Here is a 25,419-nt window from a genome sequence, read left to right on the forward strand (position 1 = left end):
ATCATCACGAATATGAATTAACTGCTGAACTGACGGAACAGCGCTTTGCCTTTAAGAAGACGTGAACCGAGCCATCCGCCACAGAGAGAGAGCAGCAATGCCCCACAAAGCGGCAACACAACCCACAGCCGCCAGTCTGGCTCCCAGGGGAAATCAAACACGCGGGTTTGCAGCACCGCCAGCGCAGTTTCCGCCCCGATGGCCGCCACCAGTCCGGCGACCATCCCGAGCATGGCGAACTCGCACCACAGTGTGGTACGCAGCAGCTTCTTGCCTGCGCCCAACGTGCGCCAGACCACCAGTTCCTGATGACGCTGACGCATCCCGACCTGCACCTGCGCCAATAGCAGCAACATACCGCAAGCGGTGACCAGCACTACCATCACCTCCAGCGCGCGGCTCACCTGCTCCAGCACCTGACTCACCTGTTTGAGAATAGCGCCAATATCCAGCAGGCTGATAGTCGGGAATTCGCGGTTAAGCTGCGTCAGCATGCCGTTGCCGTTCTCCCAGCGAAAGCTGGTTAACCAGCTTTGTGGCTGAGCATCCAGCGCGCCGGAAGGGAAGATAAAGAAAAAGTTTGGTCGCAGGCTTTCCCAGTCCACTTTGCGCAGACTGCTGACCGTGGCGCTGAAATCCTGGGTATCCCCCATAAAGGTCACCCGATCGCCAAGCTTAACGTTCAGCCGTTTCGCCAGCCCCTCTTCCATCGACACTTCGCCCGCTTTTGGCGGCCAGCTCCCGGCAACGATCGGGTTATGATCCGGGCGGGTATCCTGCCAGGTCAGATTAAGCTCGCGGTTCAGCGCTTCATCCTGATTGCCTTCGGTCGATTTCTCATTGATCGCCGTCAGACGCGCCCGCACTATCGGGTAGAACGACTCAGGGATCACCTGATGCTCAGCAAGGAAAACCTTCAGCGGAGCCACCTGCTCGGTGGCAATGTTGATCAGAAAATAGTTTGGACTTTCCGGCGGCATTTGCTGCTGCCAGCGATCGAGGAGATCGCCGCGCAGCACCAGCAACAGCGCCAGCAGCATAAAGGACAGCGAAAATGCCGACAGCTGGCTCAGCGTTGACCACGGCTGGCGCAACAGCCGGCTGACCGCCAAACGCAGCGGCAACGAGGTCAGCGTCAGACCACGCAGCAGGTTAAGCAGCATCCAGCCCAACACGCCGCACAGCAGCGCCAGCACCACCGCCCCGGTCAGTACCGCCCACAGCAGCATACTTCCGCCCATCAATCCGGCCAGCAGCGCAACCACAACTATCGTTGCTACGGGCAGATAGACCTTAAGCGGCCAGACGTTTGCCACCACGTCGCGACGCAGTACCCGCAGCGGCTGCGTCGCCAGCAGCAAGCGATAAGGGCGTAGCCCCACCAACAGAGAAATGACGGTCATCGTACCGAGTGCCCACAGCCACGGCCAAAGGCTGGCGGGCGGTAGCTCACCGGGCAGAACTGGCTTCAGTAATACCACCAGCACCCGCTCAAATAACAGCCCGAACAGCCCGCCGGTCAAGCCAGACAGCGCCAGCACCATCAGCCACTGGCCAATAATCAGCTTGCGCAGCTGCGCCCTGCCCGCACCGAGCGTTTTTAATATCGCCACCAAATCGTAACGACTGCGACAGTAATGATTCATCGCCACGGCAACGGCAGCAACCGCCAGCAGTAGCGTTAACAGTGCCGACAGCAGCAGGAACTGTTGCGAACGCTCCAGTGATTTCCCCAACGCCCCTTCATCCTGCTCCAGCCCATACCAACGCTGTTCCGGCTTTAACTGCGGAAGCAGCCATTTTTCATAGGCTTCCAGTTGCTGTGGCGTACCGCCAAATTTATAGCGCCAGGTCACACGGCTTCCCGGCTGGACCGCCGCCGTTTTTTCGACATCCGCCATGTTCATCATCAGGCGCGGCGCTATCTGGAAGGGATTAAAACCGGAATCCGGTTCCTGCACCACTTCTCCGGCGATGCGCAGGGTGGCATCGCCAACGTCGATGGAATCACCGATTTTTAAGTTGAGTAGCGCCATCAGACGCGGGGCCAACAGCACTGAGCCCGGCTGCGGTTTCAGCCCCGGCGGATTGGTTTGCAGCGTGCCGTACATCGGATACACATCATCCACTGCTTTGACGTTCGCCAGTTGCGGCGTATCCCGGGCAAAGGTCATGGTGGCAAAGGTGAGCTGTTCACCCACCTTCAGACCACGCTGTCGCGCCTCGTCAATCCACGCTTTCGGTACGGCGCGCGAACTTTGCAGCGACCGATCGCCCGCCATAAACTCACGACTTTGCTGGCTCAACCCTTTTTCCATGCGATCGCTGATATTGCCAAGCGCCAGTACACAGGCCACCGCCAGGCTTAACGCCAGCCAGACAATCAGTAATGAAGGCGAGCGCCATTCGCGCCAGAACCAGCGTGCAATCATGCCTCCTCCTGCAACTGTCCGTTCACCAGGCGTAAACGCCTATCGCAACGCGCCGCCAGCTGCGGGTCATGGGTCACCAGAATCAGGGTGGTACCGTGTTCCCGGTTCAGAGAAAACAGCAGGTCGGCGATTTTGTCTCCGGTCTGGCGGTCCAGATTGCCCGTTGGCTCATCGGCAAACAGCACGTCAGGGCGTCCGTTAAACGCCCGTGCCAGCGCTACGCGTTGCTGCTCCCCGCCGGAAAGCTGGGCCGGAAGATGATCAAGACGTTTTCCCAACCCCAGTTGCTCCAGCAGCGTTTTTGCCCCGTCACGACTTTTTCCGCTATTTTCGCCGCGTAGCAGCGCGGGTAGTTCGACGTTTTCCAGCGCGTTGAGGGTTGGAATTAACATGAATGACTGGAAGACAAAACCCACGTGCCGCGCCCGCAGCTGCGCCCGGGCTTCTTCGTCCATAGTGTGCAGCGCCTGCCCCACCAGGCTGACTTCACCGCTGGAGCCATCGTCCAGCCCGGCGAGGATCGCCAGCAGCGTGGATTTCCCCGATCCCGACTCGCCAATCAACGCAATGGTCTCGGCGCGTTTGACAACCAGTTCAACTCCGGTAAGGATGGATAGCTCTTGATCACCCTGACCGACGGATTTCTTAAGATGATGAACTTCAACAATGTTTTCCGCTGGCATTGGCCTTTCCTGTTCCTGGTCCTGTTAACTTTCCGCGCCGCCGCTGCGGACACGTTATTAATTCTGGGTGACAGCCTGAGCGCTGGATACCGTATGTCCGCCAGCGCCGCGTGGCCTGCGCTACTTAATGATAAATGGCAAACCAAAACGCCAGTGGTGAATGCCAGCATTAGCGGCGACACCTCGCAGCAAGGTCTGGCCCGTCTACCTGCATTACTCAAGCAGCACCAGCCGCGCTGGGTGCTGGTCGAACTTGGCGGTAACGATGGCCTGCGCGGCTTTGCGCCTGCGCAAACCGAACAAACCCTGCGCACGATTCTGCAGGATGTCAAAGCGGCAAATGCCGAACCGCTGCTGATGCAAATTCGTCTGCCGGCAAACTATGGCCGCCGTTATAATGAAACCTTTAGCGCGATTTATCCAAAGCTCGCCAAAGAGTTTGATATTCCTCTGCTGCCATTTTTTATGGAAGAGGTTTATCTGAAACCCCAGTGGATGCAGGATGATGGTATTCATCCTAACCGTGACGCTCAGCCGTTTATTGCCGACTGGATGGCGCAACATCTCACTCCTCTAGTAAATCACGACTCATAAAACAACGGAGATCCTGACAGGTAAAGTTATGCAAAAATCGGTCTTAATAACAGGATGTTCCAGCGGAATCGGTCTGGAAAGCGCGCTTGAACTAAAGCGCCAGGGTTTTCAAATTCTGGCAGGCTGTCGCAAACCTGACGATGTCGCGCGTATGAACAGTATGGGATTCGCTGGCGTATTGCTGGATCTGGATTCACCCGAAAGCGTGGATCGTGCCGCCGATGAAGTGATCGCCCTGACCGATAATCGTTTATATGGGATCTTTAACAACGCCGGATACGGTGTCTATGGTCCCCTGCCCACCATCAGCCGTGAACAGATGGAACAGCAATTTTCCGCCAACTTCTTTGGCGCACATCAGCTTACCATGCGCCTGTTGCCCGCTATGCTCCCTCACGGCGAAGGGCGTATCGTGATGACCTCATCGGTGATGGGATTGATCTCAACGCCGGGACGCGGCGCCTATGCCGCCAGTAAATATGCGCTGGAAGCCTGGTCCGACGCGCTGCGTATGGAACTGCGCCACAGCGGCATTAAGGTCAGCCTGATTGAGCCCGGCCCCATCCGTACCCGCTTTACCGAAAACGTCAACCAGACCCAGAGCGATAAGCCCGTCGAGAACCCCGGCATTGCCGCGCGTTTTACGCTGGGACCAGAAGCGGTTGTCGCCAAAGTACGTCATGCATTTGAGAGCGATAAACCAAAGCTACGTTATCCGGTTACGCTGGTGACCTGGGCAGTGATGCTACTTAAACGCCTCTTGCCAGGCCGCATAATGGACAAAATTTTACAGGGTTGAGTTGAAGCACGCGCGTCAGCCCCCATGTAACAAGAAATCGACAAAAGAGAGTAACTCCATGTCCACACAGAATATTGTTAACATTAACGAATCGAACCTGCAGCAGACCCTTGAACAGTCGATGACCACGCCGGTCCTGTTCTATTTTTGGTCTGAGCGCAGCCAGCACTGCCTGCAATTGACGCCGGTACTGGAGAGCCTTGCCGCCCAGTACAACGGTCAGTTTATTCTCGCCAAGCTCGACTGCGACGCCGAGCAGATGATCGCTTCTCAGTTTGGCCTGCGCGCCATCCCTACGGTTTATCTGTTCCAGAACGGTCAGCCAGTAGACGGATTCCAGGGCCCGCAGCCGGAAGAGGTTATCCGCGCACTGCTGGAAAAAGTGTTGCCGAGCGAAGAAGAGCTGAAAGCGCGTCAGGCTATCGAATTCATCGAAGCCGGTAATCACGCGGATGCACTGCCGCTGCTGAAAGAAGCCTGGCAGATCTCCAACCAAAGCAGCGAAATTGGCCTGCTGCTGGCGGAAACGCAAATCGCCCTCAATCGTTCTGACGATGCCGAAGCGGTGCTGAAAACCATTCCGTTGCAGGATCAGGACACCCGCTATCAGGGACTGGTGGCGCAGATAGAACTGCTGAAGCAGGCGGCGGATACGCCGGAAATCCAACAGCTGCAGCAGCAAGTCGCCAGCAATCCGCAGGATGCGGTGCTGGCAACTCAACTAGCCATCCAGTTACATCAGGTCGGACGTAACGAGGAATCACTGGAACTGCTGTTCAGCCACCTGAAGAAAGATCTCACTGCTGCCGACGGTCAGGCACGTAAGACCTTCCAGGAGATCCTTGCCGCACTCGGAACCGGCGATGCGCTGGCCTCAAAATACCGCCGCCAACTGTACGCACTGTTGTACTAATCCGTTTGATTTTGCCCGATGGCGCTTGCGCTTATCGGGCATACAAATTCTACCAATACCGATCCCTCCGGCATCACATCACGTCTTCTTCAAATGCGTTACGACTAATTGGTGGCGCGAATTATAGAACTTCCGATAAGTCAGGTAGCAGGCAATAATGGTCGACAGGCTGGCGGTAGAAAGCAGCATAAACGTCACCATAATCTGATATTTAATCGCTTTTACTGGATCAATACCCGCGAAGATCAACCCGGACATCATCCCCGGTAAACTTACCAGCCCTACCGTTTTTGCAGAGTCGATCGTTGGGATCAGCGAGGCGCGAATGCTGTCGCGAATCAGCGGCGCAGAGGCCACTTTCGGCGTCGCGCCGAGGCTAAGTTTTTCCTGAATTTGCTGCTGTTCGCTGTTAAACCGCTGTCCCAGATTGTTGTAACACAGCCCCACTGCCACCATCGCATTGCCTGCAATCATGCCGGAGATCGGGATGACCTGCATCGGCGTGAACTCGATAGAGCCAGACAAAACCAGCACCGCCAGCGTTAGCCCCGCCCCCACCGTGATAGCGATAAACGACGAGAGGAAAGCTTTATCAATATATTTACTGCGCTTTTGTGCGTTATAAGCCGCGTTAAAGCAGATAAACAGCACCATCAGTAAGGTCAGAATACTGTGGTTAACGCCAAAAATATATTTCAGCACATAGCCGACGATAATCAGCTGAACCACTGCCCGGCAAACGCTCCAGAGAATATCTTTCTCCAGCGCCAGTTTTTCTTTGTGGCTAATCAGGATCGCCACCACCACCAGCATCATCGCTAATGCCAGGGACTCATTGGTAATATTATGCTCGTTCATTGCGTGCTTCCTGCATTTCTCCGGCGTGCGGTTGAAGGGTTATGACATTATCCGCATGCGTAATTTCATCTTTGTCGTGCGTCACCCACAGCACCGCAATATTCTTATCGCGAACATAGTGGTGAATTAATTCGTTCACATTACGTTTATTAGCCTCATCCAGCGCGCTGGTGATTTCATCAAGCAGCAGAATTTTGGGCAGAAACTGCAAATTACGAATTAGCGAGACGCGCTGCTTCTCGCCACCGGACAGCTCATTGATGCTTTTTTTGAGGATCGTCTCGGGGAGATCAAAATGGGCCAGATCGCTCAGAAACGCATCCGGCTCCGGACGTTTGTTACGGATTTGCCAGGGGAAAATGAGGTTGTCGTAAACGGTGTCACCAAATAAAGCAGGCGTTTGCGCACAATAGGAGACCTGCTGGCGATACGTTTCCGGCTTGAGGGTATTTATCTCCTTGCCTTCAAAGAGAATTTCACCGGCAGTCGGACTCATTAATGACGCCACAATCTTGAGTAACGTACTTTTCCCACAGCCGGACTGGCCGGTAATCAGCTTAAATTCTCCGGCGCGGAGATCAAAACTGATGTTATTGAGAACCTGCGTCTCCCCTGCCTGCCATGCGACATTTTTTAACTGAAGCAAAATACTGCTTTCTTCCATTACCCATTCCTTTTTTACATCTTTCGTGCAGACAGTCTATGCCTGTAATTTATTATAAGGGAGCCCACCTTGATAAATCGGGTATAATTTGATTAATGAGGCAGTAAAGGACAGCACAACAGGAGGTTTCATCAATGCTCATTTTTATTCCTATTCTTATTTTTGTCGCGCTGGTGATCGTCGGCGCTGGCGTCAAAATCGTCCCGCAGGGATATCAGTGGACGGTAGAGCGTTTTGGCCGTTACACCAAAACCCTGCAACCGGGTTTAAGCCTTGTTGTGCCGTTCATGGACCGCATTGGTCGTAAGATCAACATGATGGAACAGGTGCTTGATATCCCTTCTCAGGAAGTCATCTCCAAAGATAACGCCAACGTCGCAATTGATGCCGTGTGCTTTATTCAGGTGATCGACGCGCCGAAAGCCGCCTATGAAGTCAGCAACCTGGAACTGGCGATTATCAACCTGACCATGACCAACATTCGTACCGTTCTCGGTTCGATGGAACTCGATGAAATGCTCTCCCAACGCGACAACATCAACACGCGCCTGCTGCATATTGTTGATGAAGCCACGAATCCCTGGGGCATCAAAATCACCCGTATCGAGATCCGCGACGTGCGTCCTCCGGCAGAACTTATCGACGCGATGAACGCGCAGATGAAAGCCGAACGTACCAAGCGCGCCTACATTCTTGAGGCCGAAGGGATCCGTCAGGCAGAAATCGTCAAGGCCGAAGGTGAGAAACAGTCGAAGATCCTTAAAGCGGAAGGTGAACGCCAGTCCGCGTTTTTACAGGCTGAAGCGCGTGAACGTTCAGCAGAAGCCGAAGCTCGCGCAACGCAGATGGTGTCTGAGGCCATTGCTGCTGGGGATATTCAGGCAGTGAACTACTTCGTGGCACAGAAATACACCGAAGCGCTGCAGCATATCGGCTCGTCGAATAACAGCAAAGTGGTGATGATGCCGCTGGATGCCAGCAGCCTGATGGGCTCTATTGCCGGGATCGCCGAACTGGTTAAGGACAGCGCCAGCGAGCGGAAAAAATCATGATAGCGATGATTCTGGTGCACCCGCACATCTTCTGGCTCAGCCTCGGCGGTTTGCTACTCGCCGCCGAGATGCTGGGCGGCAACGGCTATCTGCTGTGGAGCGGCGTGGCAGCGGTGATTACCGGTCTGGTCGTCTGGCTCGTTCCGCTAGACTGGGCGTGGCAGGGGGCAATGTTCGCCGTCCTCACCCTGCTGGCGGCGTGGCTGTGGTGGAAATGGCTGGCAAGGCGCGTTCAGGAGCAGAAACCCGCCGACAGCCATCTTAACCAGCGCGGACAGCAGCTGGTTGGCCGACGATTTATTCTGGAAACCGCCCTGGTCAATGGTCGCGGACACATGCGCGTCGGCGATAGCTCATGGCCCGTTAGCGCCAGCGACGATTTGAGCGCCGGAACGCAGGTTGAAGTCATTGCCGTTGAAGGGATAACCCTGATTATTAAAGCGGTATCACACTAAAAAGACAGGAAATAAGACTATGGTCAGGAAGACACCCCTTGCCTTTGCCCTTTGCACATTACTGACCGCCGCCCCGCAGGCATTCGCCTCTTTCGATATGGAAGACTGCAAATGGAGCGACGACAGCTGCCTGCTGAAAGGCACGCCGACCTTCAACCCTGAAAACGACAGTCGCGACAACCTGCTGCGGCTGCTGAGCCAGGAAAAATCATTTGCTCTGCCGGTACAATCAATGCCAGCAGATATCACCCGCTCCCGGGATTTCTATTTTGCCTATCACCCGCAATGGGATGAGGCAACCTCGCAGCCAGCCGCTGCTCCGGCATCCGCCGCAGACAACCCACTCTCCCGACAGATGGCCGAACTGAACATTAGCGCAGACGAAATAAACGTCAACGACGCTGAGCTTGAGAACCGTCATGTTTCGAATAACACCGAGAGCGTCAGCGCATTTTTTGCCGCACTGCTGGCCGACTCGACGTTAACAGCGGAACAGCGCCAGGCCTTAGCCCAGGCGCGTACGGGGCTGCTATCCGGGGCAACCCGCGAGCAAATTGAGTCTTCACTTGCCACCCTCCCGGCTGATTCACCCGCTCAGTCCTATAAAAATTATCTGGCCGCAGCTGCCAGTTTCTATGCCGGTGATTATGCCAGCGCCGAACGGGATTTCACTCAGCTTGCCAAAAGTGAGCGCCCGTGGCTGGCAGAGACCGCGCAATACATGCTGATGCGTGCGGCCTTGAACAAGAGCAGCCAGAACAGCGTGGGCGAATACGGCGATTTTGATATTGCAAAAATTAACCGCGAGGACGCGACTCAGGCTCAGACGCAGGCACAAGCCTACCTGCAACGCTTCCCGCAAGGCCTGTATGCCGACTCCGCGCGCGGTATGCTGCGTCGCATAAACTGGTATTTACAGGCGTGGCCGCAGCTGGCCGGGTTGTATGAGCAGACGCTCCAGCAGTCGGCTGACGCTCGGCAACTGCGAGAAATAGTCATCGAATACGATAATGTCTACGGTATGGCGTTCTACGAACAGTCCGTGGTGGAAGCATTCCCCGATGCGCCGCTTGTCAGCTATATCGAACTACTGCGCGCGCTGCGTCTGGATAACAACAGTAAACCCACGCTGACCCAGGCGCAGCTCGATGCCAGCAAACCGGTGTTTGAGCAGAGCCAAAAACTGCCGCTATGGCGCGATCTGCAACTGAATCTGTGGCTGGCGACGGAGAACTACGCGGCGATTATTCAGGCAGTTACGCCAGCGCAGAAACTCGCCATTCACGATACCCTCGCCTTCAGCGAACAAGTGCTGTACGGCGAAGCGCTGATGGGCCAGAAGAACTGGCGCGCGGCGAGTGATTTCTGGCTGCAGTTGCTAAAACTCAGCCAGGACAACGAACAGCAGCAGTATGTACAGGCTAAGCTCGCCGCAACGCTGGTTTATAGCGGCGACGTGGCGGCGGTATTTGCCCCAGAAAGCGCAGTAACCAACCTGCGTTTTCGCTCGCAGATACTGAAAACACAGGCCTCGCCTGAACTGCTGCGCCAGCAGGCCGTCCATGGACCTAACAATGAAGAGCGTACCATCGCCCTGCATACGCTGCTGGTACGCGATCTTACCGAAAACCGCTTTGGCGACTGGTTGAATGACAGAAAACTGGCCAGCGCCATTACTCCGCCGGTTATTGGCGACGCGTTTGATGACGTTAATCTGAGTATTTTCGACTGGAACGGCGACGCTGCCGAGCGCGGTTACACCTGTCGCAGCCTTAATGAAACGGTGACGGTATTGAGCAAAAAAGCGGATGATGCCCACGCGCTGAACTGCTTAGGCGAATTCTTCCGCACCACGCAAACCCACGTCGATTTGTGGAAAAACAGTGCTGGCAACGACGTTCTTGAATCAGCAATATCGCGCAAGGAGCCGTTCGGTCAGTTCGACAGGCAACGCTACTATCAGCAGGTGATCACTTCGCCGAAAGCAGAGGTTGAAGACAAGAGCTTCGCGCTGTATCGCGCCATCATGTGCTATGCGCCGTCAGGCTCTAACGAGTGCGGCGGTGAGGAAGTGGATAAACTGCAGCGTAAAGGCTGGTTCACCCAACTGAAAACGCAGTATCCGGGAAGTCCGTGGGCGCAAAAACTCAAATACTACTGGTAACCGCGCTGCTGACAGGCCAGCCGCAGGCGGCAGATATCGTCGCCGCCCGTGAGCATCCGGCCTTCTGGCTGTGGTCCGGCGTGAAGGCCAGTGACGAACTGAAAGACGCACAAACGGTCTATCTGCATCAGGGTGAGGTGCTGGTTCGTTCGGGTAACGTGGTTTTCCAGCGTCTCGGGCTGCCGGCCAGCCGCCTGTCTTTTCCCTCGATCTGGCTGACCGTGCGCTTTACCACGCTCGACGTACCGGAGGCGATCCCGGCTCGCATCATAAGATTGATGCAACGCTGGCAGGCCGCCGGGAATCATGTAGTCGGCCTGCAGGTTGATTTTGACGCGGCGACCCATCAGCTTGCCGATTACGCCCGCTTTCTGCAGCAATTACGCCAACAGTTACCGGCCGAGTTTGCACTTGGCGTGACTGGACTGCTGGATTGGGCAAAAACGGGCGACGTCGCCACGCTGAATGCGCTGGCGGTCGATGAACTGGTGGTCCAGAGCTATCAGGGCCGTCATACGGTAACGAATTATCAGGCGTATCTGCCCGCACTCAGTCGTCTGCGCATTCCGTTTAAGCTGGGGCTGGTGCAAAACGGTAGCCGGGACCCGCAGGCTGAAGCGCAGCTTGAGAAATCCCCGTGGTACCGCGGCACGGTGGTATTTATGCTTAATCCCCCTCGCCGTTAAGCCTTCGCTTTATGGTGGCAGCAGCCGGAGAGGTTATCAATGATCGGGCATTCGGCGCTGTCATCGCCAGGGCAACTCTCCGCCAGTGCCAGCAAATGCAAGCGCATGGCCTGCAGCTCGCTGATATGCCGCTCAATGTCCGCGACCTTTTCTAAGGTACGCTTTTTCACATCTGCGCTATGACGCGCCGGATCGTTAAACAGATTCACCAGTTCGCCGCACTCTTCGAGATTAAAACCCACCTGGCGTGCCTGGCGCAGCAGCGTAAGTTCATTCAGATGCTGTTGGTTGTATGTGCGATAGCCATTTTCGCTACGCAGCGGCGGCGTCACTAAGCCTTTTTCTTCATAAAAGCGTATCGCTTTGCTGGTCAAACCGGTTCTTTTCGCAACATCGCTAATATTCACATTTCCCCCGCGGATCTTGTTGGTACTGAGCCCATTATAGCCCAGATTGTCCTGATGATTTACCCGAGAACCCTGCACATTTCCCACCCTCACCGCGATGCACAAATCCTTTTAATTCACATTGTTATATCCGATTTAGATCACATTTATGCATTTAATGACTGCACGAAATTGACTCAAATCAAAAGATATATTGGTTCTACATCTTTCATCTTGAACAAAGGGAAACAATTTTATATATAAACGCGAATGATAATGATGATCATTTACATTCAATAAAGGTTCTCTTATGTTGCCACGGAATAACCAAAGGCCATTTATTCTTTCAGCCCTGACATTATGCATGTCCGGCGCCGCTTTTGCAGCTACCTCTCCAACACACGCTTCTACGTCCGACGAAGACACGGTTATCGTCACGGCTAACCGCACAGAAAGTAGCCTTTGGGATAGCCCAGCAACCATACAGGTTATCGATCGCCAGACGCTGCAAAACTCCACCAGCGTTTCTATTGCTGATGATTTACAAGATATTCCCGGCGTCGAAGTCACCGATAACGCCCTCGCAGGGCGGAAACAAATTCGTATCCGTGGCGAAGCGTCTTCGCGGGTGCTGATTTTGATCGACGGCCAGGTCGTCAGTTACCAACGTGCCGGACAAAACTACGGAGCCGGTTTGCTGATTGACGAATCCGCGCTGGAACGGATTGAAGTGGTCAAAGGCCCCTATTCTGTCCTCTACGGTTCGCAGGCGATTGGCGGTGTCGTAAACTTTATTACCAAAAAAGGCGGTGATAAGCCTCTCGGCGGCAGCGTTAAGGCTGTTTATAACTCCGCAACGGCAGGATGGGAAGAGTCGGCAGCGGCCTGGGGGAGCATCGGAAACTTTGACTACCGCATCAATGGCAGCTATTCCGACCAGGGGGACCGCGATACGCCTGACGGAAGATTGCCCAACACCAACTTCCGCAATAACGGCCAGGGCGTATGGCTGGGTTACAACTTCGATCGCCACAAAATTGGGCTCTCCCTCGATCGTTACAAACTGTCTACTCAAACCTGGTTTGACGATCCAGAGGGCCAGTTCGACGACTTTAGCGTCAAAATACCTAAGCTGGAACGCGAGAAAATCGGTCTTTTCTACGACTACGCGGCCGATGGGGATTACCTGAAGAACATCCATATTGACGCATACAGCCAGACAATAGAGCGCAAATTTGAAAACCGGGTCAAAACGACCCAAGTTATCCCCAGCCCGATGATTAAAGCGCTGACGGTCAGCAATCAGACCAATACCAACGACAAACAGTATACCCAAGGGGTAACGCTACAGAGCAACTTCTCCCTGCCTGCTAACAACGAGCTGGTGATTGGCACTCAATATCAGCATGACAAAATAAAACAGGACACGGACGGCAGTACGCGCCAGACCGCAGCTACCGGCTTCTTCGATACGCAAACACGTACCCTGTCATACAACGAAGCGGAGCAAAGCAACACCTCATTGTTCGCGCAAAACGACTGGCGCTTTGCCGATGACTGGACGTGGACCGTGGGCGCACGCCAGTACTGGCTGTCTTCGAAGCTCAATCGCAACGATACGCAAACCCTGCAAAGCAGCGGCAGCACCTGGCAATCCACCGGAGGAAATTCCGTTCACGATGATGAACTGGTGACCTCAACCAGCCTACGCTATTCCGGTTTTAAAGATCTTGAACTTCGGGCTGCATATGCCCAAGGCTATGTCTTCCCCACGCTGACTCAGCTGTTTATGCAGACGTCCGCAGGCGGCAGCGTAACCTACGGCAACCCAAACCTGAAGGCGGAACACTCGAATAACTATGAGCTGGGTGCACGGTATAAAGGGAATATGTGGCTGATTGACGGCGCCATTTATTACTCCGAAGCCAAAGACTATATCGCCAGCCTGGCCTGTTCAGGTCAACCCGTATGCAGCGGTAATACCACCTCTTCACGGGGCGGCTATTACTACTACGACAACATCGATCGGGCCAAAACCTGGGGCATGGAACTCACCGCAGAATACAACGGCTGGGCAGTTTCACCTTACCTGAGCGGTAATCTCATTCGCCGTCAGTACGAAGGCAATACCCTTAAAACCTGGGATACCGGCGAACCCACTCTGACCGGGCGCGTCGGCCTGAAACATACCTGGTTGATGAACGCCGCTAACCTGACGTCCGATGTCTTTATCCGCGCGGCGTCCAGCGCCAAAGATAATACCGGCACCACGGAAATCAACTACCCAGGCTGGGCCACGCTTAACCTTGCATTCAACACCGAGTTCGGTCCGCAGGATCAGTATCAGGTCAACCTCGCGCTCAACAACCTGACCGACAAGCGTTACAGAACCGCGCATGAATCTATTCCAGACGCTGGTTTCAATGCCGCCGTTGGCTTTGCGTGGAATTTCTGACGATGAAAAAACTCTTGATTGGCTTACTGAGCCTCGCCTGCGTTTTCAGTGCCCAGTCCGCCGACCGCCTGGTGGTGGCGGGCGGCTCTCTTAGCGAACTGATATACGCCATGGGCATCGGCAACCGGGTGGTCGGCGTTGATGAAACCACCTCGTATCCACCCGAAACTGCCGCACTCCCGCATATCGGCTACTGGAAGCAGTTAAGCAGCGAGGGCATTTTATCGCTGCATCCGGACAGCTTTATCACCTGGCAGGATGCTGGCCCTCAAATCGTGTTGGATCAGTTGCGGGCGCAAAAAGTTAACGTCGTGACGTTGCCGCGCGTACCGGCCACCGTCGTACAGATGTACGCCAACATTCGGGAACTGGCTCAAACCCTGCGCATTCCCGAACAAGGTGAGACGTTGATCGATCGCATACGTCAACGTCTGGATCGCGTTCAGCACAACGTGGCAGCGAAAAACGCGCCGGTCAAAGCCATGTTCATTCTCTCCGCTGGCGGCAGCGCGCCACAGGTCGCCGGAAAAGGCAGCGTTGCCGATGCCATTATGACCCTCGCAGGCGCACAAAATGTCGCCACCCATGCGCAGTATAAAAGCTACAGCGCGGAATCGCTGATCGCCGCCAACCCAGAGGTGATCGTGGTGACGTCGCAAATGGTGGATGGCGGTCTGGCTCGTCTGAGCGCGATTGCCGGTATTACCCACACTGCGGCCTGGAAAAACCAGCGCATTGTGGCGGTTGACCAGGCGCTAATTCTGGGTATGGGGCCGCGCGTCGCCGATGCGGTTGAAGCCCTGCACCAGCAATTCTGGCCTCACTAACTGGATTTATAAAGAACAATGAAAACTGAACACTCGCTGGATCTCACCGCGCATTTTGCGCTCGAGGGAAGTCAGCCATTTAAGGATCGCCGCGCCACGATGCCCTGGCGTGGGGCGATCCCGGTTGCCAAAGAGCTATTGTCACAAACCTGGCAGGAGGTCATCAGCCAGCCAACCCCACCGCGGAAACGGTTGGTGTACTTGCATATCCCTTTCTGTGCAACACATTGTACTTTCTGCGGTTTTTATCAAAACCGCTTTGAAGAGGATCACTGCGCCCGCTACACCAACGCGCTATTACGCGAAATAGAGATGGAAGCCGATAGCGCATTGCATCAGTCGGCCCCGATTCACGCCGTCTATTTTGGCGGCGGTACACCGTCTGCGCTGTCGGCACGGGATCTGGCCAGAATCATCACCGCACTACGTGACAAGCTACCGCTGGCGCCGGACTGCGAAATCACCATTGAGGGGCGGGTACTCAATTTTGACGATGCGCGAATAGATGCCTGCCTTGACGCTGGCACCAATCGATTTTCGATCGGCATTCAGTCATTTAACAGCCGGATCCGCAAGAAAATGGCGCGCACTTCGGACGGCCCGACCGCGATGGCCTTTATGCAGGGGTTGGTAAAACGGGATCGAGCCGCCGTGGTCTGCGATCTGCTGTTTGGTCTGCCAGGACAGGACGCAAAGGTGTGGAGCGAGGATCTGGCGATTGCCCGCGACATCGGCCTCGACGGCGTAGATCTTTATGCGCTGAACCTGCTCCCTAATACACCGCTTGGCAAAGCGGTTGAAACCGGGCGCACAACGGTTCCCTCTCCTGCCGAACGTCGCGACCTCTATCTTCAGGGCTGCGATTTTATGGACAGCGCGGGCTGGCGCTGCATCAGCAACAGCCACTGGGCGCGCACCACACGGGAACGCAATCTGTACAACCTGCTGATTAAACAGGGCGCAGACTGTCTGGCATTCGGCTCTGGCGCAGGAGGGTCAGTCAATGGCTATTCCTGGATGGTCGAGCGCAATCTGACCACATGGCATGAATCCATCGCCGCCGGAAAAAAACCGCTCATGATGATGATGCGCACCGCCGAGCGTGGTTTCCAGTGGCGAAACACCCTCCAGGCCGGTATTGAAACGGCCCGCGTCCCGCTGGATGAACTGACACCTCATGCACAAAAACTGACCCCGCTACTGACCCAGTGGCATCACGCAGGACTGACGCGAGATGCCAGCACCTGTGTACGCCTGACCAATGAAGGGCGTTTTTGGGCGAGCAATATTTTGCAGTCTCTTGATGAACTGATTCAAACACTTAACACGCCGCGTATTGCGGTAGAGCAACCATAAAAGGAGTGAAGTATGAGCCATGTCTCTTTACAGGATTTTTTGAAAACTGAGCCGGACGGTACGCTGGAAGTTATCGCAGCCCAGTACAACACCACGCTGCTGGAGGTGGTGAAAAACCTCCCCTCCCCGACGCTGGTTTCCGGCAGTCAATTTGATACCGTCTGGGAAACCGTCAGCGAATGGGGCAAAGTCACCACCCTGGTCCATACTGCTGATGTCATTCTGGAATTCACCGGTGAATTACCTTCCGGATTCCACCGCCACGGTTACTTCAACCTGCGCGGCAAAAAAGGCATGACCGGTCATATCAAGGCAGAAAACTGCACACATATCGCCCTGATTGAACGCAAATTTATGGGCATGGACACCGCGTCCATTCTCTTCTTTAACCAGGCGGGTAGCGCTATGTTCAAAATTTTCCTCGGTCGGGATGAGCATCGTCAGCTACTGGCCGACCAGGTCAGCGCCTTTCACGCGCTGTCTTCATCCTTAAAGGAACAAGCCTGATGGCTCCATGGCTCATTTTTGGTGCAGGTGGTAGCGGCGTCGGCGCGAAAACACTGGCACTCGCACTGGCGGAACAACGTCCGGTGATTGCCGTCGTTCGCAACGCGCAGGTCGCTGCCGGGTTGCAGGAAAAAGGTGTGCAGGTCTTCATTGGCGACGCCTGCGACAGCCAGGTCACCGCCTGTGCCTGTCGCGCAGCGGGTCAACATGCCACGGTGATCTCCTCCATGGGCGGTGCCCAGGATTATCTGGCGCACAGAACCGTCATTGATGAAGCAGAAAAAGCGGAGATCAAACGCATGATTCTGGTGACTTCGCTTGGCTGTGGCGACAGTTGGCCCTTTTTGTCCCCACGCGCCAGGGCCGCATTTGGTCAGGCGGTACGCGAAAAATCGTTGGCTGAAAGCTGGCTACAAACCAGTCAACTGGACTACGCCATTCTCCGCCCCGGCGGTTTGCTGAACGGTGCAGCCACAGGTCAGGCGCAACGGATACAGGCCGAGGAGTGCCATGGTTTTGTGATGCGTGCAGATGTTGCAAGGCACATTCACGAACTGGCTACAGCCCCGTCACTCAATAACCAGATTTACAGTTTGGTTGAGCCAGGACTGAAACCCGCGTAAACCCCTCGCGGCGCGGGAACTTCGCGCCGCAAAGACGTTATGGAGCGTTGCGTGCTTAAGGACTCGCTTTCTTCCGTCAGCATTCTGACGGGTCTTTCTCTGTTGTTGGTCGCTCTGATGCTCTTCGGAGCCAGCCAGGGGGCGCTGAACATTAGCTTCAGCGCGCTGTTCAACGACGAATACCGTGACATCTGGTTGAACATCCGTTTGCCCCGTGTGTTGCTGGCCGTTCTGGTAGGCGCAGCGCTGGCAACGGCAGGGGTTATAATGCAGGGGCTTTTTCGCAATCCGATGGCCGATCCTGGCCTGCTTGGTGTCAGTAGCGGCTCCGCGCTGATGGTCGGTATCGCGATAGTTATCCCCTTTTCGTTTCCCGTGGTGCTGGTGCTGTATGAGCAGATGATTTTTGCCGTCGCGGGCAGCATGGTGGTCTGCACGATTATTTTCCTGATAAGCCAGCGTCATAGCCACGGCGGAATGATGCAACTGCTGTTAGCCGGTATCGCTATCAATGCTTTGTGCGGTTCGGCTATTGGCGTACTGAGCTATGTGGGCGATGAGCAACAGCTACGTCAACTTACGCTGTGGATGATGGGCAATCTCGGCCAGGCCCAGTGGCCAACGCTGCTGGTTGCCAGTACCTTTGTTCTTCCAGCCATTGCTGTCACCGTCTGTATGGCGGGCACGCTTAATTTGCTGCAATTGGGTGATGAAGAGGCGCATTACCTCGGCGTGAACGTCAAACGTAAGCGCCAGCAGTTACTGTTGCTCAGCTCGCTACTGGTTGGTGCTGCCGTTTCCGTCAGCGGCGTAATTGGTTTTATTGGCCTGGTGATCCCACATCTGATCAGAATGACTACCGGCGCCGATCATCGCTGGTTGATTCCCTGCTCGACGCTGGCGGGCGCCTGTCTACTCCTGATTGCCGATACGCTGGCCCGCACTCTGGTGCAGCCTGCCGAAATGCCCGTTGGTCTGTTAACCAGCCTGATCGGAGGACCGTATTTTCTGTGGTTAATACTGCGTAGCCGGAGGGTGTCATGATCGTTGCTGAAAATCTGGTTTACCACATTCAGGGCAGACGATTGACCGACGATGTTTCCCTGACGCTACCTGAAGGAGAGATTATCGCGATTCTTGGCCCGAATGGCGCCGGGAAATCAACGCTGCTACGCCAGCTCACGGGTTATCTGCAACCTCACAGTGGGCGCTGTAGCTTATTCGGCAAGCCGCTGAACGAATGGTCAATCACCGAGCTGGCAAAAACCCGTGCCGTGATGCGCCAGAACAGTCATATGGCCTTCCCGTTTAGCGTGCAGGAGGTTATTCGCATGGGCAGGCATCCGTATCGCACTCGCAATACGGGCGATGAAACGGAACACATCATGACGTTGTGCGACTGCCAGGCGCTGGCCGCGCGCGATTACCGGCATCTGTCGGGAGGAGAACAACAGCGGGTACAGCTGGCGCGCCTGCTGGTTCAGCTTTGGGAGCCCGTGCCTCGGCCCAAATGGTTATTTCTCGATGAACCTACCTCCGCCCTGGATATTCACCACCAGCAGCACCTTTTTCGTCTGCTGCGTCGCCTGGTGCGTGAACGGCAGTTTAGCGTCTGCTGCGTCCTGCACGATCTCAACCTCGCAGCGCGTTATGCCGACCGCGTGGTATTGATGGAACGCGGCAGGATTGTTGATAACGGGTATCCGCAGGATGTCCTGAAGCAACGGGCGCTGAACGCGCTGTACGGTGCCGATCTCACGGTCATAAATGAACCGGAGCATCGAACGCCGCTTATCGTCCTCAATCAATAACAGACCGGGAACGCTCTGAGGTGACGTTCCCGTTTTTTTCCCCCTTCGCCCCTTTTTTCATCTTTTCTAAAAACACCCTTGACCTTCCCCTTGCTGGAAGGTTTAACCTTTATCACAGTCAGTTAAACCTGCAATGAAGGAGTTGGTTATGTCTCAAACAATCGATCTAACCCTGGACGGTTTGTCCTGTGGTCACTGCGTAAAACGCGTTAAAGAAAGTCTGGAACAACGTCCGGATGTTGAGCAAGCGGATGTTACCGTGACAGAGGCCCATGTTACCGGGAGCGCCAGCGCAGAAGCGCTGATTGAAACCATCAAACAAGCCGGTTACGGCGCGGAGTTAAGCCACCCAAAGGCTAAACCGCTGACGGAGTCATCAATCCCGTCGGAAGCACTGGCAGCGGTCCCTTCCGAGCTTCCGGCAGCTACGGCTGATGATGACAGCCAACAGTTGCTGTTAAACGGCATGAGCTGCGCCAGTTGTGTGACCCGTGTACAAAATGCATTGCAAAGCGTACCGGGTGTCACCCAGGCACGGGTAAACCTGGCGGAACGCACTGCGCTGGTAATGGGCAGTGCCTCCGCCGCAGATTTAGTGCAGGCGGTAGAAAAAGCGGGTTACGGCGCAGAAGCCATTGAAGATGATGCTAAACGCCGCGAGCGTCAGCAAGAAACCGCCGTGGCAACCATGAAACGTTTTCGCTGGCAGGCGGCCGTCGCGCTGCTGCTGGGTATCCCTGTCATGGTATGGGGAATGATTGGCGACAACATGATGGTGAGCGATGACAACCGCAGCCTGTGGCTGACGATTGGTCTGGCAACGCTTGCGGTGATGGTTTTCGCGGGCGGTCACTTTTACCGCAATGCGTGGAAAAGCCTGATGAACGGCACCGCGACTATGGATACGTTGGTCGCGCTGGGTACAGGGGTGGCATGGCTCTATTCCATGAGCGTCAACCTCTGGCCGCAATGGTTCCCGATGGAAGCGCGACACCTCTATTATGAAGCCAGCGCCATGATTATTGGTCTGATTAACCTCGGACACATGCTGGAAGCGCGGGCTCGCCAGCGCTCGTCCAAAGCGCTGGAAAAACTGCTTGATTTGACGCCACCGACCGCACGCGTCGTTACTGACGAAGGTGAAAAGAACGTGCCGCTGGCAGACGTTCAGGCGGGAATGTTGTTGCGCCTGACCACCGGCGACCGCGTGCCGGTCGATGGAGAAATTACGCAGGGCGAAGCCTGGCTGGATGAAGCGATGCTGACCGGTGAGCCGATTCCGCAGCAAAAAGGTGAAGGCGATAGCGTCCACGCCGGTACGGTCGTACAGGACGGCAGCGTGCTGTTCCGCGCCAGCGCCGTTGGCAGTCACACCACGCTGTCACGCATTATTCGTATGGTGCGTCAAGCGCAAAGCAGCAAACCGGAAATTGGCAAACTGGCTGACCGTATCTCCTCGGTGTTCGTTCCGGTCGTGGTCGCCATTGCGCTGGTCAGTGCGGCTATCTGGTATTTCTTTGGACCAGCACCGCAGATTGTCTATACGCTGGTCATTGCCACCACCGTTCTGATTATCGCCTGCCCTTGTGCGTTGGGTCTGGCAACGCCGATGTCGATTATTTCAGGCGTGGGGCGTGCCGCTGAGTTTGGGGTACTGGTACGCGATGCCGATGCGCTGCAGCGCGCCAGCACGCTCGATACTCTAGTCTTTGATAAGACCGGGACGCTGACTGAAGGCAAACCGCAGGTTGTCGCCATCAAAACGTTTGGCAACACCGATGAAGCGCGGGCAATTCGTCTGGCTGCCGCCCTTGAACAGGGTTCCAGCCACCCGCTGGCCAGGGCGATTCTGGACAAAGCTGGCGATGTCTCGCTGCCGCTGGTCAACGGTTTCCGTACCCTGCGCGGGTTAGGCGTCAGCGGCGAGACCGAAGGTCATACGTTGCTGCTGGGAAATCAGGCTCTGCTCAATGAACAGCAGGTTGATACCACTGAAATGGAAGCTGAAATCACCGCTCAGGCTTCCCAGGGTTCAACTCCGGTCCTGTTGGCGATTGATGGTAAAGCGGCGGCGCTGTTAGCGGTTCGTGATCCACTGCGTAGCGACAGCGTGGCAGCGCTCCAGCGCCTGCACCGCGCCGGGTATCGTCTGGTGATGCTGACCGGCGACAACCCAACGACCGCCAACGCCATCGCCAAAGAGGCGGGTATTGACGAGGTGATTGCGGGCGTTCTGCCGGACGGTAAGGCCGAGGCGATCAAGCGTCTGCAGAGCCAGGGGCGTCAGGTCGCCATGGTCGGTGACGGTATCAACGATGCACCTGCGCTGGCTCAGGCCGATGTAGGGATCGCCATGGGTGGCGGCAGCGATGTGGCGATTGAAACAGCCGCGATTACGCTGATGCGTCATAGCCTGATGGGCGTTGCGGATGCGCTGTCTATCTCCCGGGCAACGCTACGCAATATGAAACAGAACCTGCTCGGCGCGTTTATCTACAACAGCATCGGCATCCCGGTTGCCGCTGGGATCCTGTGGCCGTTCACCGGCACGCTGCTCAACCCGGTAGTCGCCGGGGCGGCGATGGCGCTTTCTTCCATTACCGTGGTGAGCAACGCGAACCGACTGCTGCGCTTCAAACCTAAAGAGTAACCCTTTGCCGGATGGCGCTATCAACTGCGCCATCCGGCAATTCACACATTGCGACTTTTCCGGCCACGCGCTAGCATGGTTCTCCACTTAGGGAGGTCGTATGGATTTGTTATACCGGGTAAAAGCATTATGGTCTGCACTGCGCGGCAACCACTATACCTGGCCTGCCATCGACATCTCTTTGCCCGGCAACCGCCATTTTCATCTGATTGGCAGCATTCACATGGGCAGCCGCGATATGGCGCCTCTGCCTGCCAAATTACTCAAAAAACTCAAGCATGCCGATGCGCTGATTGTCGAAGCGGATGTTTCCGGTGACGACACGCCGTTTGCCGACCTGCCGACCTTTGCCGCACTCGAAGAGCGCATCAGCCCGGAGCAGTTAGATAATCTGCATAAGGTCACCGATGAACTGGGCATTTCTCCTTCCCTGCTCTCCACTCAGCCGTTATGGCAAATTGCCATGGTATTACAGGCAACGCAGGCACAGCAGCTAGGGCTGCGGGCGGAATACGGGATTGATTATCAACTGTTGAATGCGGCTAAGCAGGCGCATAAACCGATAATTGAACTGGAAGGCGCATCCAGTCAAATCGAGCTGTTATGTCAGTTGCCTGATAACGGACTGGCCCTGTTGGATGATACTCTGACGCATTGGCATACCAATGCCAGACTGCTACAGCAGATGATGGGCTGGTGGCTTGAAACGCCGCCGCGCAATAGCGAACTGACGCTTCCCAATACCTTTAGCCAGTCGTTGTATGACGTATTGATGCATCAACGCAACACAGCCTGGCGCGATCGGCTCAGAGCGATGCCTGCTGGTCACTACGTCGTGGCCGTTGGCGCGCTGCATTTATACGGAGAAGGAAATTTGCCGGAGATGTTACGGTAAAAAAAATGGCCAATATCTCTATTGGCCCGTCAAAGAGGAATTTCATCATTATTATGATCCCGGCGCTTAAAGCGTCGGTGTAGTTCGATTGTCGCTCAAAGTCATCATCCTGCCAATACTATTGCGCAAGATGGTACTATTTTTTAGACAGACATCAGGCGTATGCTTGAGTCGTATTTTGTCTGGGCCAGGAAAATTGCTATGACACCCGCAGTTAAATTACTCGAAAAAAACAAAATTTCTTTTCAGATCCACACCTACGATCACGATCCGTCCGAGACAAACTTTGGTGATGAAGTGGTGCGAAAGTTAGGTCTGAACGCGGACCAGGTTTACAAAACGCTGCTGGTTGCCGTGAATGGCGACATGAAGCATCTGGCGGTCGCCGTCACACCGGTAGCAGGTCAACTGGATCTCAAAAAGGTTGCCAAAGCATTGGGTGCCAAAAAGGTCGATATGGCCGATCCCATGGTCGCGCAACGCACTACCGGCTATCTGGTAGGCGGTATCAGCCCGCTGGGGCAGAAAAAAAGATTGCCGACGCTTATCGACGCGCCAGCCCAAACGTTTGACACCATTTATGTTTCCGGCGGCAAACGCGGGCTGGATATCGAACTGGCAGCGAGCGATATGGCGAAAATTCTGGATGCGAAATTCGCCGATATCGCCCGCCGGGATTAAGCGGTTATAGAATGAATGCCTGATGGCGCGCAGCTTTAAGGCCTACAAATCGCACTGACCTGTAGGCCGGATAAGGTGCCTGCACCGCCATCCGGCACTCCGCCCTGTTACTGCCAGCTCACCTCACCCTTCGGCTCATACGCACTGGCATCCAGCGGTGAGTTCTTCTGTACGTACTCTTTCAGCACTTCCGCATCAATAAACCCGGTATTCACATAGCCTGGTTTGTTATCAATGCGCGGATAGCCATCACCGCCGGTGGCGTTGAAGCTCAGCGTTGCCATACGATAGGTTTTGGCTGGGTCAACAGGTTCGCCTTTGATTTTCAAATCGTTAAGTTTGCCGTCTTTCGCTACAAAGCTGACGTTGGCAAACTGCGGGTAGGCTCCGGAGTCCGGCTTCATTTGCGCCACCGCGGTCAGATAATCAATCACTTCTTTCCCGCTCATATCGGCGTACACCACGATGTTGCCAAACGGCTGTACCTTCAGCACGCTCTTATAGGTGATATCGCCGCCTTCGATGGAGTCACGGATACCGCCGCCGCTCATCACGCCAAAATCAGCGCTGGTTCGCGCCATTTGCGCAGCCAGCAGCAAGTGCCCCATATTGGTTTGCACGAAACGGACTTTGCTACGGTCGCCTTCGAGGCGCGCATTGACGCTACCGATTTTCACGTCGAGCTGCGCTTTACCTTTATTCTGGAACGGCGTCAGCAGCGAAAGCATTTGCTGATTTTCAACAATCTCCGGGGTGTAGAGTACGCGCTCACTTTTACCGTTGTCCCAGGTCACTTTTTTCTTCAGATTAACGGGAATGAGCTGGTAGTTAACCATTTTCATTTCGCCGTTACGGAACTCAAAGTCCGCCCGGCCCACGTATTTCCCCCACTCGTGGGCCTGTACAATCCAGATCCCATTTTGCTTATCTGGCGCACACGGCGTACCCGGTACGTAATCAACCTGCTTCTTATTTTCCGCAGCCATACACACCGGATCCTGCGAGTGGCCACCGACAATCATCGCCAGCGAACCTGCTGGCAGGCTGCGCGCCATTTCGACATCGCCAGGGGCGTTCGAGCCGTGGTTGCCGTTGTCATAATGTCCCATATGGGTGGTCGCGATAATGATGTCTGGCTTTTCACCCATATGCAGTTCCTGAATAACCAGTTTGGCTTCATCAGCAGGTTTACGGAATTCGATATCGGTAAAGAACTCAGGGTTGCCAATTTTTGCCGTATCGTCAGTGGTTAAACCAAGTACGGCAATTTTTAAATCCTGGCGCTTAAAGATGGCCCACGGCTTAAATAAACGCTCGCCGGTGCTTTTCTGATAAATATTGGCCGAGAGAAACGGAAATTTGGACCATTTTTCCTGCTGGCGCAATACGCTAAGCGGATTATCAAACTCGTGGTTTCCGACCGCCATCGCGTCATAGCCAATCAGGTTCATCCCGCGAAAATCAGGTTCCGCATCCTGCAGATCGGACTCCGGTACGCCGGTATTAATATCACCACCAGAAAGCAGCAGTACGCTGCCCCCTTCCTCAGCCACCTCTTTACGAATACCGTCCACCAGCGTTTTTTGCGCCGCCAGTCCGTATTCCCCATATTCGCTACGCCAGAAGTGACCGTGATGATCATTGGTATGCAGAATGGTAATTTTGTAGGTTTTATCTTTTTCATACGCTTGCGCTGGCTGACCTGCCAGCGTAAATGCGGCTAATAACGCCAGCGCCACGCCCCGTTTTAAAAACTTCATATTTCTCTCCCTGAGCCAAAATCAACGACTGAAATTACAATGATATGAAATAATAGTCGAAAATGTTTTCAGAAATGAGACTTCCTTCAAACACCTTCCGCAGGTATGTTAGTCAGGTAATAATAACAAATTAGATTACCCTCATAATCGCAACCCAAACAGAAGTGA

Annotated in this window: 23 protein-coding genes; 17 read left to right on the forward strand and 6 right to left on the reverse strand. The window is 55.0% G+C overall.

The window, feature by feature from the left end:
* Positions 1-17 precede the first annotated feature (17 nt).
* Together ybbP and ybbA are read right to left on the reverse strand one after the other, a co-directional pair.
* On the reverse strand, positions 18-2,432 hold the full coding sequence (gene ybbP / locus OGV85_RS23060; RefSeq protein WP_061547894.1) for a putative ABC transporter permease subunit YbbP: 2,415 nt from the start codon (positions 2,430-2,432) through the stop codon (positions 18-20).
* On the reverse strand, positions 2,429-3,115 hold the full coding sequence (gene ybbA / locus OGV85_RS23065; RefSeq protein ID WP_003021853.1) for a putative ABC transporter ATP-binding protein YbbA: 687 nt from the start codon (positions 3,113-3,115) through the stop codon (positions 2,429-2,431). The genes ybbP and ybbA overlap by 4 nt, the downstream gene beginning before the upstream one ends.
* Between ybbA and tesA the strand changes: the two genes are divergently transcribed.
* The 3 genes from tesA to OGV85_RS23080 are packed head-to-tail and all read left to right on the forward strand — an operon-like array spanning position 3,086 to position 5,421.
* Positions 3,086-3,709 carry a multifunctional acyl-CoA thioesterase I/protease I/lysophospholipase L1 gene (gene tesA / locus OGV85_RS23070; RefSeq protein WP_032932667.1) on the forward strand — a complete coding sequence of 208 codons (624 nt, stop codon included), beginning with the start codon at positions 3,086-3,088 and terminating at the stop codon, positions 3,707-3,709. The two genes, ybbA and tesA, sit on opposite strands and share 30 nt — an antisense overlap.
* A gap of 28 nt (positions 3,710-3,737) precedes the next feature.
* Positions 3,738-4,508, forward strand: coding sequence for an SDR family oxidoreductase (locus tag OGV85_RS23075; protein ID WP_061547895.1), 771 nt, complete (start codon positions 3,738-3,740; stop codon positions 4,506-4,508).
* 58 nt (positions 4,509-4,566) lie between these two features.
* Complete coding sequence (locus OGV85_RS23080; protein ID WP_003021844.1) at positions 4,567-5,421, forward strand: co-chaperone YbbN; 855 nt, start codon at positions 4,567-4,569, stop codon at positions 5,419-5,421.
* Positions 5,422-5,499: 78 nt separating this feature from the next.
* Here OGV85_RS23080 and fetB read toward each other — a convergent pair whose 3' ends face one another.
* Together fetB and fetA are read right to left on the reverse strand one after the other, a co-directional pair.
* Positions 5,500-6,279 (reverse strand): iron efflux ABC transporter permease subunit FetB, encoded by a 780-nt coding sequence (fetB, locus tag OGV85_RS23085; RefSeq protein ID WP_003835795.1) that lies wholly within the window; start codon positions 6,277-6,279, stop codon positions 5,500-5,502.
* Entirely contained in the window at positions 6,266-6,943 is a 678-nt protein-coding gene (gene fetA / locus OGV85_RS23090) for an iron efflux ABC transporter ATP-binding subunit FetA (protein ID WP_003021838.1), read from the reverse strand. Before fetA ends, fetB begins: the two co-directional genes overlap by 14 nt.
* Before the next feature lie 134 nt (positions 6,944-7,077).
* On the opposite strand from fetA, the gene OGV85_RS23095 reads away from it, so the two are divergent.
* From OGV85_RS23095 to OGV85_RS23110, 4 genes are read left to right on the forward strand one after another with little or no spacing between them, the layout of a single operon-like run.
* Positions 7,078-7,995, forward strand: a complete 918-nt coding sequence (locus tag OGV85_RS23095; RefSeq protein WP_003021835.1) for an SPFH domain-containing protein — start codon at positions 7,078-7,080, stop codon at positions 7,993-7,995.
* Positions 7,992-8,450 carry an NfeD family protein gene (locus OGV85_RS23100; RefSeq protein WP_003021832.1) on the forward strand — a complete coding sequence of 153 codons (459 nt, stop codon included), beginning with the start codon at positions 7,992-7,994 and terminating at the stop codon, positions 8,448-8,450. The genes OGV85_RS23095 and OGV85_RS23100 overlap by 4 nt, the downstream gene beginning before the upstream one ends.
* Positions 8,451-8,469: 19 nt before the next feature.
* Complete coding sequence (locus OGV85_RS23105) at positions 8,470-10,614, forward strand: PA5441 family protein (protein ID WP_181522613.1); 2,145 nt, start codon at positions 8,470-8,472, stop codon at positions 10,612-10,614.
* Positions 10,584-11,300, forward strand: coding sequence for a DUF3142 domain-containing protein (locus OGV85_RS23110; RefSeq protein ID WP_061547899.1), 717 nt, complete (start codon positions 10,584-10,586; stop codon positions 11,298-11,300). The genes OGV85_RS23105 and OGV85_RS23110 overlap by 31 nt, the downstream gene beginning before the upstream one ends.
* On the opposite strand, the gene cueR is transcribed toward OGV85_RS23110, so the two are convergent.
* Complete coding sequence (gene cueR, locus OGV85_RS23115) at positions 11,297-11,707, reverse strand: Cu(I)-responsive transcriptional regulator (RefSeq protein WP_003021822.1); 411 nt, start codon at positions 11,705-11,707, stop codon at positions 11,297-11,299. The genes OGV85_RS23110 and cueR overlap by 4 nt on opposite strands.
* A 289-nt stretch (positions 11,708-11,996) precedes the next feature.
* On the opposite strand from cueR, the gene OGV85_RS23120 reads away from it, so the two are divergent.
* The 10 genes from OGV85_RS23120 to ybaK all read left to right on the forward strand — a co-directional run bounded on the left by OGV85_RS23120 (position 11,997) and on the right by ybaK (position 23,491).
* Complete coding sequence (locus OGV85_RS23120) at positions 11,997-14,141, forward strand: TonB-dependent receptor plug domain-containing protein (protein WP_061547900.1); 2,145 nt, start codon at positions 11,997-11,999, stop codon at positions 14,139-14,141.
* 2 nt (positions 14,142-14,143) lie between these two features.
* A complete protein-coding gene (locus OGV85_RS23125) occupies positions 14,144-14,968 on the forward strand; it encodes a heme/hemin ABC transporter substrate-binding protein (RefSeq protein WP_061547901.1) in 825 nt (274 codons plus the stop codon).
* Between the two features lie 18 nt (positions 14,969-14,986).
* Entirely contained in the window at positions 14,987-16,324 is a 1,338-nt protein-coding gene (gene hutW, locus OGV85_RS23130; RefSeq protein WP_286554060.1) for a heme anaerobic degradation radical SAM methyltransferase ChuW/HutW, read from the forward strand.
* 12 nt (positions 16,325-16,336) lie between these two features.
* A complete protein-coding gene (gene hutX / locus OGV85_RS23135; RefSeq protein ID WP_061547903.1) occupies positions 16,337-16,831 on the forward strand; it encodes a heme utilization cystosolic carrier protein HutX in 495 nt (164 codons plus the stop codon).
* Positions 16,831-17,454: an anaerobilin reductase gene (gene chuY, locus OGV85_RS23140; RefSeq protein WP_003021809.1), complete on the forward strand. Its 624-nt coding sequence runs from the start codon at positions 16,831-16,833 to the stop codon at positions 17,452-17,454. Before hutX ends, chuY begins: the two co-directional genes overlap by 1 nt.
* Positions 17,455-17,505: 51 nt before the next feature.
* On the forward strand, positions 17,506-18,498 hold the full coding sequence (locus OGV85_RS23145; protein WP_003021806.1) for a FecCD family ABC transporter permease: 993 nt from the start codon (positions 17,506-17,508) through the stop codon (positions 18,496-18,498).
* Positions 18,495-19,265 (forward strand): heme ABC transporter ATP-binding protein, encoded by a 771-nt coding sequence (locus OGV85_RS23150; protein ID WP_003021801.1) that lies wholly within the window; start codon positions 18,495-18,497, stop codon positions 19,263-19,265. The genes OGV85_RS23145 and OGV85_RS23150 overlap by 4 nt, the downstream gene beginning before the upstream one ends.
* Before the next feature lie 148 nt (positions 19,266-19,413).
* Complete coding sequence (gene copA, locus OGV85_RS23155) at positions 19,414-21,915, forward strand: copper-exporting P-type ATPase CopA (protein WP_032948714.1); 2,502 nt, start codon at positions 19,414-19,416, stop codon at positions 21,913-21,915.
* Between the two features lie 100 nt (positions 21,916-22,015).
* Positions 22,016-22,810: a TraB/GumN family protein gene (locus tag OGV85_RS23160; protein ID WP_057063198.1), complete on the forward strand. Its 795-nt coding sequence runs from the start codon at positions 22,016-22,018 to the stop codon at positions 22,808-22,810.
* Between the two features lie 201 nt (positions 22,811-23,011).
* Positions 23,012-23,491, forward strand: coding sequence for a Cys-tRNA(Pro)/Cys-tRNA(Cys) deacylase YbaK (gene ybaK, locus OGV85_RS23165; protein WP_061547905.1), 480 nt, complete (start codon positions 23,012-23,014; stop codon positions 23,489-23,491).
* A gap of 107 nt (positions 23,492-23,598) precedes the next feature.
* Here ybaK and ushA read toward each other — a convergent pair whose 3' ends face one another.
* Complete coding sequence (gene ushA, locus OGV85_RS23170) at positions 23,599-25,251, reverse strand: bifunctional UDP-sugar hydrolase/5'-nucleotidase UshA (RefSeq protein WP_003021791.1); 1,653 nt, start codon at positions 25,249-25,251, stop codon at positions 23,599-23,601.
* Positions 25,252-25,419 lie beyond the last annotated feature (168 nt).

It is taken from the genome of Citrobacter sp. Cf132, from assembly GCF_030333885.1.
Taxonomy (GTDB): domain Bacteria; phylum Pseudomonadota; class Gammaproteobacteria; order Enterobacterales; family Enterobacteriaceae; genus Citrobacter; species Citrobacter freundii.